Annotated in this window: 15 protein-coding genes; 7 read left to right on the forward strand and 8 right to left on the reverse strand. The window is 71.2% G+C overall.

From position 1 onward, the window contains the following. Positions 1-56 precede the first annotated feature (56 nt). Together FHX53_RS08060 and FHX53_RS08065 are read left to right on the forward strand one after the other, a co-directional pair. The gene (locus tag FHX53_RS08060; protein ID WP_182490833.1) at positions 57-431 is read left to right on the forward strand and encodes an iron chaperone; all 375 of its coding nucleotides are present in this window, start codon (positions 57-59) and stop codon (positions 429-431) included. Between the two features lie 34 nt (positions 432-465). Then, positions 466-654 (forward strand): hypothetical protein, encoded by a 189-nt coding sequence (locus tag FHX53_RS08065; protein WP_182490834.1) that lies wholly within the window; start codon positions 466-468, stop codon positions 652-654. Positions 655-703: 49 nt separating this feature from the next. On the opposite strand, the gene FHX53_RS08070 is transcribed toward FHX53_RS08065, so the two are convergent. The 3 genes from FHX53_RS08070 to FHX53_RS08080 form a co-directional block, all read right to left on the reverse strand. After that, positions 704-1204 (reverse strand): HNH endonuclease, encoded by a 501-nt coding sequence (locus FHX53_RS08070; protein ID WP_182490835.1) that lies wholly within the window; start codon positions 1202-1204, stop codon positions 704-706. 362 nt (positions 1205-1566) lie between these two features. Then, positions 1567-2256, reverse strand: a complete 690-nt coding sequence (locus FHX53_RS08075) for a C40 family peptidase (RefSeq protein ID WP_182490836.1) — start codon at positions 2254-2256, stop codon at positions 1567-1569. A 312-nt stretch (positions 2257-2568) separates the two neighbouring features. Further along, on the reverse strand, positions 2569-3258 hold the full coding sequence (locus FHX53_RS08080; RefSeq protein ID WP_182490837.1) for an iron-dependent transcriptional repressor DtxR: 690 nt from the start codon (positions 3256-3258) through the stop codon (positions 2569-2571). Between the two features lie 92 nt (positions 3259-3350). On the opposite strand from FHX53_RS08080, the gene serC reads away from it, so the two are divergent. After that, a complete protein-coding gene (serC, locus tag FHX53_RS08085; RefSeq protein WP_182490838.1) occupies positions 3351-4466 on the forward strand; it encodes a phosphoserine transaminase in 1116 nt (371 codons plus the stop codon). A gap of 15 nt (positions 4467-4481) precedes the next feature. After that, positions 4482-4700 carry a hypothetical protein gene (locus tag FHX53_RS08090; RefSeq protein ID WP_182490839.1) on the forward strand — a complete coding sequence of 73 codons (219 nt, stop codon included), beginning with the start codon at positions 4482-4484 and terminating at the stop codon, positions 4698-4700. Between the two features lie 18 nt (positions 4701-4718). Here the strand turns inward: FHX53_RS08090 and FHX53_RS08095 are convergent, their stop codons facing one another. Beyond that, positions 4719-5330, reverse strand: a complete 612-nt coding sequence (locus tag FHX53_RS08095; protein ID WP_343050911.1) for a DUF3027 domain-containing protein — start codon at positions 5328-5330, stop codon at positions 4719-4721. Positions 5331-5340: 10 nt separating this feature from the next. Then, a complete protein-coding gene (locus FHX53_RS08100; protein ID WP_055856929.1) occupies positions 5341-5721 on the reverse strand; it encodes a cold-shock protein in 381 nt (126 codons plus the stop codon). A gap of 128 nt (positions 5722-5849) precedes the next feature. Here FHX53_RS08100 and FHX53_RS08105 point away from each other — a divergent pair, with 128 nt between their 5' ends. The 3 genes from FHX53_RS08105 to FHX53_RS08115 all read left to right on the forward strand — a co-directional run bounded on the left by FHX53_RS08105 (position 5850) and on the right by FHX53_RS08115 (position 9729). Further along, positions 5850-6101 (forward strand): hypothetical protein, encoded by a 252-nt coding sequence (locus FHX53_RS08105; RefSeq protein ID WP_055856932.1) that lies wholly within the window; start codon positions 5850-5852, stop codon positions 6099-6101. After that, the gene (locus FHX53_RS08110) at positions 6088-7989 is read left to right on the forward strand and encodes a helicase-associated domain-containing protein (protein ID WP_182490841.1); all 1902 of its coding nucleotides are present in this window, start codon (positions 6088-6090) and stop codon (positions 7987-7989) included. Before FHX53_RS08105 ends, FHX53_RS08110 begins: the two co-directional genes overlap by 14 nt. An 87-nt stretch (positions 7990-8076) precedes the next feature. Beyond that, positions 8077-9729 carry a DNA repair helicase XPB gene (locus tag FHX53_RS08115; RefSeq protein ID WP_182490842.1) on the forward strand — a complete coding sequence of 551 codons (1653 nt, stop codon included), beginning with the start codon at positions 8077-8079 and terminating at the stop codon, positions 9727-9729. Here FHX53_RS08115 and FHX53_RS08120 read toward each other — a convergent pair. From FHX53_RS08120 to FHX53_RS08130, 3 genes are all read right to left on the reverse strand, one after another. Continuing rightward, on the reverse strand, positions 9684-10064 hold the full coding sequence (locus FHX53_RS08120; RefSeq protein WP_182490843.1) for a hypothetical protein: 381 nt from the start codon (positions 10062-10064) through the stop codon (positions 9684-9686). The genes FHX53_RS08115 and FHX53_RS08120 overlap by 46 nt on opposite strands. Positions 10065-10217: 153 nt before the next feature. Next, on the reverse strand, positions 10218-11213 hold the full coding sequence (galE, locus tag FHX53_RS08125; RefSeq protein WP_343050914.1) for a UDP-glucose 4-epimerase GalE: 996 nt from the start codon (positions 11211-11213) through the stop codon (positions 10218-10220). A gap of 10 nt (positions 11214-11223) precedes the next feature. After that, positions 11224-11937, reverse strand: a complete 714-nt coding sequence (locus FHX53_RS08130) for an alpha/beta fold hydrolase (RefSeq protein ID WP_182490845.1) — start codon at positions 11935-11937, stop codon at positions 11224-11226. Between the last annotated feature and the right edge of the window lie 29 nt (positions 11938-11966).

Raw genomic sequence — 11966 nt, forward strand, 5'->3', positions numbered from 1 at the left:
CGGCCGCGGCATCGCCGCCCCTTTCCGCGGCCGGCGGCCTCTGCGAGCATGCGCGGATGCCCGACACGAGCCCCGAGCATCCGGTCGCCGCCGCGATCGCCGCCGCCCCGCAGCCCGCCCGTGAGGTTCGCGCCGGCTGGCACGCTCGCGCACTCGAGCTCGAGCCGCGCTCCACCGAGGGAGTCTCGTACGGCATGCCCGCGCTGCGGTACCGCGGGCGTCCGCTCATCGCCGTCGCGGCGACTTCCGCCGGATACTCGGTCCACCCCTTCAGCCCCGCCGTCATCGAGGCGGGAGCCCACCTGCTGGGCGACCTCAAGCGCTCGAAGGGCGCAATCGCCTTCACGGATGCTTGCCCGCTCCCGCGCGAGGCCTCCGACGCGATGCTGATCGCCCGTCGGGCCGAGATCGACGCGGCTCTCGACCGCTGAGAGTGAGAGGTCCGGCATCGCCGCTGTGATCGTGATGCCCGTCAGCGGAGAGATGAGCCCGGACAGCCGCCCCTGCGGGGGTGACGGCGGCTCGGCACGGGCCGCTGCGGAGCAGCCGTGTCTGCTGCACCGACACTCCGCGTCGCCGATCACGGGCTGCGGCGTCACGGGCGAGGACTCCCCCGAGCTCCGCGCGTTCTACGACGCGGCCTTCGCGGGCTGACAGCTGGGGGGCCGCCACGCCGGTCGACGACGATCGGCGGATGCCCGCCCTACGCCGCGATCGGTGCGAGGTACTCGTCCCACGCCGGCTGCGGGCGCTCGATGCCGCGCACGAGCCAGGCAGTCCCGTGCGGGGCCTTGGGCTGGACGCGCAGTCGCCACCCCATCTCCGCCGGCGTGCGGTCGCTCTTGATGTTGTTGCACTTCAGGCAGCAGGCGACGAGGTTGTCCCACGAGTCGGCGCCGCCGCGCGAGCGCGGCATGACGTGATCGATCGTCGTGGCCGTCGAGCCGCAGTAGGCGCAGCGGTTGCCGTCGCGCCGCAGCACTCCGCGTCGGGTGAGCGGGACCTGCCGCGAATGCGGGATGCGCACGTAGCGCCGGAGCACGATGACGCTCGGCCGCTCGAATGCGTCGTGGATCCCGATGACGGGGTGCGCGTCGTCGCGGGCGAGGACGACGGCCTTGCCGTTCATGACGAGCACGAGGGCTCGTCGGAACGAGACGACCGCGAGGGGCTCGTAACCGGCGTTGAGAACGAGAGTGCGCATCCGCTGACCTCCATGAACGGAGCCCGCATGGCCTGCGGGCTGTCCTTGCGTCCCGATGCGATCGCGGGCGGGAGGTTCAGCGCGCCCGACGTGGCGGGCACAAAAAAAGCACCGCAGTCAGACTGCGGTGCTCGTCCTCGCGCGACCCTGACAGGGCAGGGCCGTGCGAACGCTGTGCCGTATGCGGAAGACGGCGCGCGCATCCACGGTTTGGATGTCGCGTCGCTCGCACATGGCCTCTCCCGGTTGTGTCCTCTGATGGCGCCGAGGCCTTCAGGCTAACCCAGAATCGGCGCACCCGGCTGAGCGGGCGCGCCGATTCACGGGCTGTTCACCCCTGCGGGGCGGAGTGCGCTAGCCGTTCAGCCGATGCGGACGATGTAGTACGCGTCGGTCCAGAGCGGGCGCGCCTGCACGGTCTTGCCGGGGTAGGGCGCGTCGAGGATCGCGCCGTTGCCCATGTAGATGCCGACGTGACTGTGGTCGTTGAGGATGACGAGATCGCCGGGCACGGCATCCGCGCGCGAGATCTTGGTGCCCATCGACGCCTGGCCGGAGACGCTGTGCGGGAGGGAGATGCCGACCTGGGCGAATACGTAGGCGGTGAAGCCCGAGCAGTCGAAGCCCGCGGGCGTCGTTCCGCCATACCGGTACGGGGTGCCCACGTACTGGAGGCCGATGTTCACGACCGCGCTCTGGCTGTAGGACGCGGGGGGCGCCGCAAGGAAGTCCTGCGCGGTCGGTCCGCTGTACGCCGTGTAGGTCGCAGCGAGCTCGGCGCGACGCTCGGCGGCGGCCGCTGATGCCGCCGCGGCCTGAGCCGCGGCCTGCGCCGCGGCCTGCGCTGCAGCGAGCTCTTCCTCGGTGGTCGCTGTGAACTGGTCGCGCGAGACGGTCTGCGCCGTCGCCGCCTCGACCGTGAGGCTCTGCGACTGCGTCGAACGCAGCTGCGCCATAGCCTCGGCCGCCTCGACGCCGTCGGCGTTCGCCGCGGGATTCACGGCGTAGCCGGGGAGGGCGAGCGTCGCCACGAGGCCGGTTGCGACGGCCATGACGGTGACGTTGAGCGTCGTGCCGCGAAGAGAGGATCGACGGGAGCGTGCGGTGGAGCCGCCGGTCTCCGTCCGAGAAACGGAACCGGGAACAGTGCCTTGGATCAAGAGTGTGACCTCCTGCGCCTCGCCGCTCCTTGGTGCGGCCCGTCCTCTTTCGTGTAATCCACGGTCCGCGCGCGAGACGGGCAAGCGAGAGCGCCGCGCGCAGAGCCCTAGTCGGCTGGGTGGCCGTGTCGGACTTTGCGAGTGTACTCGAGGTTACGAGAAGGTCACAATCGAGATGCGAACACTAGATGTTGTGTAAATACGTCAGTCACCGACGTAAATATGCCGCGCGACCTCGAGAGGCAGCTCGATCCCCTCGGCGCGGCCGACGATGTCGACACTGATCCAGCCGTTCGATTCGCCACGTATCGTCGCCTCCGCACCGGGCAGAACGCCCGCCTCGTGCAGCTGGTGGAGCAGGTCGGCATCGAACTGGACGGGCTCGGCGAGGCGCCGGATCGTGCAGTGCCGCGTGCCGGCCGCGACCGCGGCGGGCACGGAGATGACGCCGTCGAGGAACTGCTCCGCCGCGACGCCGCCGATCTCCTCCAGGCCAGGGATCGGGTTGCCGTACGGTGACTCGGTCGGCGACTCCAGGAGCTCAAGGAGCCGGCGCTCGACCTGCTCGCTCATGACGTGCTCCCACCGGCAGGCCTCCTCGTGCACGAGCGACCAGTCGAGCCCGATGACGTCTGCGAGGAGCCGCTCGGCCAGACGGTGCTTGCGCATGACGCCGATGGCCTTGCGCCGACCGCCCTCCGTGAGCTCGAGGTGCCGGTCGCCCTCGACCCTCACGAGGCCGTCGCGCTCCATCCGCGCGACCGTCTGGGAGACCGTGGGGCCCGAGTGCCCGATGCGCTCGGAGATGCGAGCCCGAAGGGGGGTTATCCCCTCCTCCTCGAGATCGAGGATCGTTCGCAGGTACATCTCGGTGGTGTCGACCAGATCGGTCACGCGGTCTCCTCCTCCGTCGCACTACAAGCTAAGAAGCTAAGGAGAGCCTAACCGTCGGCGGTCGGTCCTCCCTCCCGGCATAGGATCGAGCCATGGCCGAGTCCGTGATCCCCGCCGAGCTCCTCCCCCGCGACGGCCGGTTCGGCTGCGGGCCGTCGAAGGTCCGCCCCGAGCAGCTCGCCGCCCTTTCCGCCGCACGAGACCTTCTCGGCACCTCACATCGTCAGGCGCCCGTGAAGGATCTCGTCACGAGCGTGCGCAGCGGTCTCGCGGACCTCTTCCGCCTTCCCGACGGCTACGAGGTCGTCATCGGCAACGGCGGCTCGACTGCCTTCTGGGATGTCGCCGCGTTCGGTCTGATCGAGCAGCGCAGCGCCCACCTGGACTTCGGCGAGTTCGGCAGCAAATTTGTCGCCTCGGCGAGCGCGCCCTGGCTCCGCACCCCCCACGTGGTCACAACGCCGGGCGGCACGCGGGGCGCGCTCGAGGTCGTCGACGGCGTCGACGTGTACGCATACCCCCACAACGAGACGTCGACGGGCGTGAGCGCTCCGGTGACGCGGGTCGGGGCATCCCACGATGCGCTCACTGTCGTCGACGCGACGAGCGCCGCGGGCGGCATCGACTTCGACGTCACCGAGACCGACGTCTACTACTTCGCCCCCCAGAAGAACTTCGCCGGCGACGGCGGACTCTGGCTCGCACTCATGAGCCCCGCCGCCATCGAGCGCGCAGAGCGGATCGCGGCGAGCGAGCGGTACATCCCTCCCTTCCTCTCCCTCACGGCCGCGATCGACAACTCGCGCCTGCAGCAGACCCTCAACACGCCCGCGCTCGCGACGCTCGTCCTGCTCGACGAGCAGGTGCGCTGGATCAACGGCGAGGGCGGTCTCCCCTGGGCGAGCGCCCGCACCGCCGAGAGCTCGAACCACCTCTACGCCTGGGCCGAGGCGCACGCGCTCGCGACGCCCTTCGTGACCGACCCAGCCCACCGATCGCAGGTGGTCGTCACGATCGACTTCGACGACTCGGTCGACGCCGCCGCGGTCGCGAAGATCCTGCGCGCGAACGGCATCGTCGACACCGAGCCCTACCGCAAGCTCGGCCGCAACCAGCTGCGCATCGCGACCTTCGTGGCGATCGAGCCCGACGACGTGCGCCAGCTGACGCGCGCCATCGACTTCGTGCTCGAGAGCACGGCGGGCTGACCGTTGCGACTGTGGGTGCGCAGCGCCGAGCGCCGGCCCGACCCGGCGCCGCTACGCACCGATGACCGCCTCGCCTTCACGATCGGTCTCATCGGCTGGATCATCGCGGGCGTCATCACCGTCGGGATCATCGTGCTGACCGATCGGGACGCCAGCGTCGGCAGTCTGATCACGATCGGCGTCGGGCTCCTGCTCGGCATGGCCGGCTGGGTCGTCTCCTCCCGGCGGACCTAGCCGCAGCGCCAGCAGGGCTCAGAGCCCGGAGTCGTCGTCCTCATCGAGGTCGTCGTCGGCGTCGGCGTCCTCGTCATCGTCGAGGTCGTCCTCTTCGTCGCCGTCGTCGTCTTCGTCGTCTTCGTCGTCTTCGTCGTCGTCGTCATCGCCGTCATCGTCGTCGTCGTCATCGCCGTCGTCCGGATCCTCGTCATCCGCATGCAGATCGATGTCGACCCCGTCGACGTCGTCATCGAGCTCGTGGTCGTCGTCGTCCTCGTCATCGAGCTCGTGGTCGTCGTCGTCCTCGTCGTCGTCCTCATCGCCGTCAGCGCCGTCGGAAGCGCCCGTCTCGGCCTGCTGCGCGAGGTAGTCCTCGAGCCGGTCGGCCCAGGGAACCCAGTCGGGAGCGACGAGCGCGCCGTCGCCCGGCATGAGCTCGGTCTCGAGGATCCCGGGCTCCATGCCGGGGTTGACGGCGATGCTGACCGTCCACGCCCATCCGGGATAGCCGCCCTGCGTCGTCGAGAAGCGAACCGTCGCGATGTCGTCGGCGATCGTCACGTCGCGCAGCGCACCGACCTGCCTCGGGTTCGTGATCGCCCCGAGCGCGTCCCGAGCGAGAGGCTCGAGCGCGGATCGATCGGGCACCGCGCCAGACTCAGGCATCCAGCTCGTCCGCGACGCGGCGCAGCACGGCCGCGATCTTGGCGCCGTGCTCGCCGTCGGGGTAGCGCCCGCCCTTGAGCCGGCCGCCGACGCCGTCGAGGAGCTTGATGAGGTCCTCCACGATGATCGACATCTCATCGGCGGGCTTGCGGTGGGCCTTCGCGAGGCTCGGCTTGGCGTCGAGCACGCGCACCGAGAGGGCCTGCGCGCCGCGCTTGCCGTCCGCCACCCCGAACTCGAGGCGGCTTCCCGCCTTCACGACCGCCCCCTCGGGCAGTGCGGAGGCGTGCAGGAAGACCTCGGAGCCATCGTCGCCGCTGATGAACCCGAATCCCTTTTCCTGGTCGTAGAACTTGACCTTGCCGGTGGGCATGCGCTCACTCCTCGCCTGTGGATGATCCAGCCTTCGAGGATACCGCGATACGGCGACCCCAGGATCGGGGGTACTGCGGGGTCGGCGGCGGCACCTATCCTGGTCACGTGCCAGAAGAATCCGTCGTGATGACCAACCGCGTGGAGCGCATTCTGGCCTACATGGTCGCCGGCATCATCGTGCTCAGCCTCGCGAGCTTCGTGGCCGTGATCATCGCGACGGCTTCCGGGCTCGAACGCGGCGACTTCGCCGTCGGCATCTGGCCGGCCGTGACCGTCCTGCCCCTCATCGGGCTGCCCATCGGGTTCGTCCTCATCATCACGCTGCTCGTCGTGAGCGCCGTGCGCCGGGGGCGGGCCGCGCGGGATGCCGGGCACTAGCGCCGCCTCCCTGGCCCTGGCCGCGCGGCTGCGCGACCGGGATGACGCGAGCCTCGCTCGCCTGATCCGCGACCGAGGCGTGAGCCCCGCCGGGCTGCGCGACGTCTTCGACCTCGCCGAGGCGCTCCTCGACGGCGGCACCGTCGCCTCCTCGCTCGCAGCGCTCAGCCGCCGCGCGCTCGCCGCGATCGCGACCGCCGGCCAGCACCCCGACGGCCTGCCGCTGTCCGAGCTCGCGGCAGCGCTCGACCGCGAGCCGACGGCGCTGCTGCACGACCTCGTTCCCGCCGAGCGGGCCGCTCTCGTGGCGCTCGGCGACGCGGCCGACGGCCGGACAGCGCCCACCGTCGCGGCCGACCCCACCGTGCTCGTCTGGCCCTCCGTCGCCGCCGAGCTCGCGAGCTGGCCGGCGCGCGGTCTGCCGAGCTCCGAGGCGCTCCGCGACGAGCCCGCTCCCCCCGCCCTCGAACCGGTCGACGACTCCGACCGCCGATTCCTCGACCGGGGAGCCGCCGAGAAGGCCTACACGACGGTCACGCGCGTGACCGAGCTGCTCATCGCCCTCCAAGAGAGCCCCGCGCGGCTCCTCGCCAAGGGCGGACTCTCGCTTCCCGAGGCGAAGCGTCTCGCGTCCGCCGCCGAAGCGGAGCTCGACGAGATCCCCGTGCTGCTCGATCTCGCCGTCCTCGCCGGGCTCGTCGACGACTCCGCCGGCCACACGCGCCCTCTGCCTGCCGTGGACGAGTGGCGCGGCCGCCCCGTCGCCGACCGGTGGGCCGCGCTCGCCGACGCGTGGGCATCCGCCCTTCCCGAGGAGCTGCGCGAGCTGCTCGCCGACCGCGTCGACGCCCGCTGGGGCGAAGGCATCGCCGACTTCGTCGACTGGCTGTACCCGGCCGGCGGGGATGCCCTCCTGCGCCGCCTGCACCGACGCGGCGCCCAGGGCGATCGCCTCGGCATCGCGACCGACGGTCGCCCGTCATCCATCGGCGCGGCCCTCGTCACCGCCGGAGCCGCGGCGGCCGCCGACGTGCTCGCTCCGCTCGTGCCTCCCGCCGTCGACAGGGTGTACTTGCAGCACGACCTCACCATCGTCTCGCCCGGGCCACTCGAAGGCGCTGTCGACGAGCGCCTGCGCCGCGTTGCGGCCATGGAGTCCGCGGGGCTCGCCGGCCGGTACCGCATCACCCAGGAGTCCGTGACGCGGGCGATCGCGCTCGGCGAGACCGCGGACACTCTCGTTCGGTTCCTCCAGGAGATCTCGCTCACGGGGGTGCCGCAGCCGGTGGAGTACCTCGTGCGGGAGACCGCGCGGCGCTACGGCGCAGTGCGCGTCGGTCCGCTCGACCACGACGAGAGCTCAGCGATCGGCGCCCGGACGGCGGTCCGCAGCGATGACGGCGTCATGCTCGAGGCCGTCCTCGTGGACGCGGCCACCGCATCCCTCGGTCTGCGACGCACTGGCGCCCACCGGCTCGTCAGCCGCGTCGAGCCCGCCATCGTGCTCTGGACCCTCATCGATGCCCGGTACCCCGCCGCCCCCGAGGACGGAGCGCTGCCGCCCGAGCGCCCGCGTTCGACGGCCGCGCGCCCTCCCGCTCCCCCCGTCGAGGATGCGGTGCTGGCGGCGGTCGCGCGCCTGCGGCACGCAGCCGCCTCGACGACCAACGAGAGCGGGGCCGCCTGGGTCTCGCGCCAGTGGGAGCTCGCGGTGCGCGGAAAGCTCGGCGTGCGTGCGACGATCGCGATGCCCGACGGCACCGAGCGGGTGTTCGAGCTCGAGCCCACCGGAATCGCCGGTTCACGCGTCCGCGGCCGTGACCTGCAGGCCGACGTCGAGCGCACCCTGCCGATCTCGAGCATCACGGCGCTCGAGCCGCTCGAGTAGACCGCGGGCGCCGGGCGCCCCTGCCGGTGCCGAGTCGGCCCGTGCCGCGCCAGCCCCTCTCAGGCGACGCACCTAGACTGGCCCGTTATGAATCCTGAGGGCCCGCTCATCGTCCAGAGCGACCGCACCGTGCTGCTGGAGGTCGCCAACCCGCTCGCCGACGAGGCCCGCCACGCGCTCGCCGTGTTCACCGAGCTCGAGCGCGCCCCCGAGCACGTGCACACCTACCGCATCACGCGCCTCGGCCTCTGGAACGCCCGCGCCGCTGGTCACGAGGCCGCGGAGATGCTCGCGGTGCTCGAGAGGTATGCGAAGTTCCCGGTGCCGCAGTCCGTCGCGATCGACATCACCGAGACGGTCGGCCGCTACGGGCGCCTCATCATCGTGCGCGACGAGGAGGGCAATCTCGTTCTCCGTTCGACGGATGCCGCGGTGCTGACCGAGATCTCGCACAACAAGCGAGTCGCCCCCCTTCTCACCCGGCGCATCGACCACTCGGCGTTCGAGCTCGCCGCCTGGGCCCGCGGCCAGATCAAGCAGGAGCTCGTGAAGATCGGCTGGCCCGCCGAGGACCTCGCCGGCTACACGCCGGGCACTCCGCACGAGATCGACCTCGACCTGAGCGGGTGGAGCATGCGGCCGTACCAGCAGACCGCCGTCGATCACTTCTTCGAGGGCGGCTCGGGCGTCGTGGTCCTGCCCTGCGGCGCGGGCAAGACCCTCGTCGGTGCGGCGGCCATGGCGGCGGCCGACACCACGACGCTGATCCTCGTCACCAACACCGTCTCCGCCCGCCAGTGGCGCGATGAGCTCCTGCGCCGGACCTCGCTCACGGCGGACGAGATCGGCGAGTACTCGGGCCAGCTCAAGGAGATCAAGCCCGTCACGATCGCGACCTACCAGATCCTCACCGCGAAGCGGAAGGGCGAGTACGCCCACCTCGCGCTGCTCGACGCTCTCGACTGGGGCCTCGTGATCTACGACGAGGTCCACCTCCTGCCCGCCCCGGTCTTCAAGCTCACTGCCGAGCTGCAGGCCCGCCGTCGCCTCGGTCTGACCGCGACGCTCGTGCGCGAGGACGGCCGCGAGGGCGACGTGTTCAGCCTCATCGGGCCGAAGCGCTTCGACGCCCCGTGGAAGGAGATCGAGGCGCAGGGGTACATCTCCCCCGCCTCCTGCTACGAGGTCCGCGTCGACCTGCCCGCGACCGAGCGGCTCGAGTACGCGGCGAGCGCCGACGACCAGCGCTACAGACTCGCAGCGACCGCCCCGGCGAAGCTCGAGGTCGTGAAGCAGCTCGTGGCCCAGCACGAGGGCGAGCGCATCCTCATCATCGGGCAGTACCTCGACCAGATCGACGAGCTCGCCGAAGCGCTCGGAGTGCCGCAGCTGACCGGGTCGACTCCCGTCGACGAGCGCGAGCGGCTCTTCCAGGAGTTCCGCGTCGGCGAGACGCCCGTGCTCGTAGTGTCGAAGGTCGCGAACTTCTCGGTCGATCTGCCCGAGGCGACCGTCGCGATCCAGGTCTCGGGCTCGTTCGGCTCGCGGCAGGAGGAGGCGCAGCGGCTCGGACGACTGCTGCGCCCGAAGGAGAGCGGGCTGCCCGCGCACTTCTACACCCTCGTCGCCCGAGACACGGTCGACCAGGACTTCGCGCAGAATCGCCAGCGGTTCCTCGCCGAGCAGGGCTACAGCTACACGATCATGGACGCGACCTCGATCGGCGCCGCTGCCGCGTAGCTCCGCGCTCGAGGGATGGGGCGATCGGCCGGCCACCCACCGAGCGACCCTGGGAGAACGAGGCGCGCGACTGCGAGCGTGACGGTGATGCACGCCGTCGCGATGACGCCGGCGGCGAGCGCCGCCGCTCGATGGCGCGGCGCCAGCCCGATGACCGTGACGAGGGCGGCGATGGCCAGAACGGTGATCGCGCCCGCTACGAGCGCCTCGTCGAAACTGGAGACGAAGCAGGTAGGAGGAGCAGGGAACACGGCGCCGCAGATCTCCCGCGGGCCGCGTGGCGCTCTAAGCGGAGATGCCGCGCCGATCGCCGCGATGACCAAGGGAACGAGCAACCACCCGCCGGCTCAGCGTGCCGTTGTCAGGCGATCGGCCAGCACTTGCGTCGACATCGGCATGCCTCTGATCAAGCCTCACCTGCGCTCCCGAGTCGAACCGTCGACCGGGCAGGTGCCGACGCTGCGCCCGACGCGTGTGACCCGGCCGACTCACACGATCGCGCCGGCGAGAAGGCGCTCCCGCCACGCGAGGGCATCGCGGATGCCCTGCTCGAGGTCGAGCTCGGCCCTCCATCCGAGTAGCTCGCGCGCTCGCTCACTGCGCGTGTAAACGCCCGCGCTGTCACCGGAGCGCGGGGGCAGATCGATGGTCGCGATGGGCTCGCCGACGACGCGCTCGAATGCGGCGACGAGCTCACGCACGGTGACACCCTCTCCCGTGCCGAGGTTGATGACGGCGGCCGGGCCCTCGCTGGCGGCGACCGCGTCGAAGCGCTGCACCGCGGCGACGTGGGCGCGGGCGAGATCCCACACGTGGATGTAGTCGCGGATTCCCGTGCCGTCGCGAGTCGGCCAGTCGACGCCCGTGATCGTGAAGGGCTTCCCCTCTTCGTTGAGCCGGATGAGCCGCCCGAGTGCGTGCGACGGCTCGGCGAGCTGCAGGCCCGTGCGCAGTCGCGGGTCGGCGCCGATCGGGTTGAAGTAGCGGAGGCTCAGGGCGTGCACGTCGCCTGCGAGCGCCGCGTCGCGGAGGATCGCCTCGAACATCGCCTTAGTCGCCGCGTACGGACTCAGCGGCTCGATCGCCGACTGCTCGTCGACGGCGAAGTCCTCGCTCGCACGGTAGATCGAGGCTGACGACGAGAACACGACGCGCTCGATGCCGTTGCGGCGCAGGTGACGAAGCAGGTCGATGCCCTTGCCGACGTTGTTCTCGTAGTAGTCGACGGGCTGCTCAACCGATTGGGGCACGATGATCTTTGCCGCGCAGTGGATGACGATGTCAATGCCAGGGTGCTCGGCGACGATCCGGTCGATGAGCGCCCCGTCGGCGACGTCCCCCTCGTAGAAGGCACCCTCGGTAGTGAACGCGCGCACTCCCGTCGACAGATCGTCGAGCACGACCGTCTGCAGGCCCGCATCCCGGCAAGCGGTCGCGACGGTGCTGCCGATGAATCCGGCACCGCCGGTGATGAGGACGGTCACGCCCGCCATTCTAGGCGGGGCCGACGGCGGCAAGGATGCTCTCGCCCAGGTCGACCGGCCGCGTCAGCTGGGGCCAGTGCCCGGTCGGCAGCTCCACGATCTCGAGGCTCTCGATGCGCGCGAGCTCTCCCGCCCAGGCCGCGCCGGAAGCGATCGACCCCTCGACCATTTCGCGCGGGAACTCGCACGCGATGATCGTCACCGGGATGCGGAAGCGCGCCTCGTTCGTCAGATGGAGCGGGTCACGCGCGACGCCCGCGGGCTCGGGCACGGCGATTGCCGCGAACTGTGCGCGGCGCTCGTCATCGAGGTCCGCCAGGTCGGCCGCCTCGAAGACATGCCACGCCGGCAGCGGCACGGAGTCGCCCTCGACGGGCAGTTCATCGTTGACGACGCTGCCCTCGCCCGACGGGATCGCGTCGACGAACACGAGGCGGCCGACGAGGTCTGGCCGGGCATCCGCCGCGCCCCACGCGATCGCCGCACCGCCGCTGTGCCCGACGAGCGCGACTGGAACGGAGCCGGCCGCCGCGAGTTCGTCGATCGTCACGACGACCGCGTCGATGTGCGTCCGGAGGCCGATGCCGGCGTGGGCGATCGCCTCCGCCTCCTTCCCGGGGAGCGTGAGCGGGTGCACGCGGTGACCGGCGACCGCGAGCGGCGGGGTCACCGTGCTCCACGAGTCGCCGTCGAGCCAGAATCCCGGGATGAGCACGATGTCCATGCGGCGAATCTAGAGCCGGGCACCGACCT

This window comes from Microcella alkalica (assembly GCF_014137945.1).
In the GTDB taxonomy this organism is placed as follows: domain Bacteria; phylum Actinomycetota; class Actinomycetes; order Actinomycetales; family Microbacteriaceae; genus Microcella; species Microcella alkalica.

Excerpts from the sequence above, each read along its gene's own strand:
- serC (WP_182490838.1), top strand. The coding sequence starts at position 3,351 with ATGGCCGAGTCCGTGATCCCCGCCGAGCTCCTCCCCCGCGACGGCCGG.
- FHX53_RS08070 (WP_182490835.1), bottom strand. The coding sequence starts at position 1,204 with ATGCGCACTCTCGTTCTCAACGCCGGTTACGAGCCCCTCGCGGTCGTC.
- FHX53_RS08065 (WP_182490834.1), top strand. The coding sequence starts at position 466 with ATGCCCGTCAGCGGAGAGATGAGCCCGGACAGCCGCCCCTGCGGGGGT.
- FHX53_RS08110 (WP_182490841.1), top strand. The coding sequence starts at position 6,088 with ATGCCGGGCACTAGCGCCGCCTCCCTGGCCCTGGCCGCGCGGCTGCGC.
- FHX53_RS08105 (WP_055856932.1), top strand. The coding sequence starts at position 5,850 with ATGACCAACCGCGTGGAGCGCATTCTGGCCTACATGGTCGCCGGCATC.
- FHX53_RS08115 (WP_182490842.1), top strand. The coding sequence starts at position 8,077 with ATGAATCCTGAGGGCCCGCTCATCGTCCAGAGCGACCGCACCGTGCTG.
- FHX53_RS08075 (WP_182490836.1), bottom strand. The coding sequence starts at position 2,256 with ATGGCCGTCGCAACCGGCCTCGTGGCGACGCTCGCCCTCCCCGGCTAC.
- FHX53_RS08100 (WP_055856929.1), bottom strand. The coding sequence starts at position 5,721 with ATGCCCACCGGCAAGGTCAAGTTCTACGACCAGGAAAAGGGATTCGGG.
- FHX53_RS08060 (WP_182490833.1), top strand. The coding sequence starts at position 57 with ATGCCCGACACGAGCCCCGAGCATCCGGTCGCCGCCGCGATCGCCGCC.
- FHX53_RS08130 (WP_182490845.1), bottom strand. The coding sequence starts at position 11,937 with ATGGACATCGTGCTCATCCCGGGATTCTGGCTCGACGGCGACTCGTGG.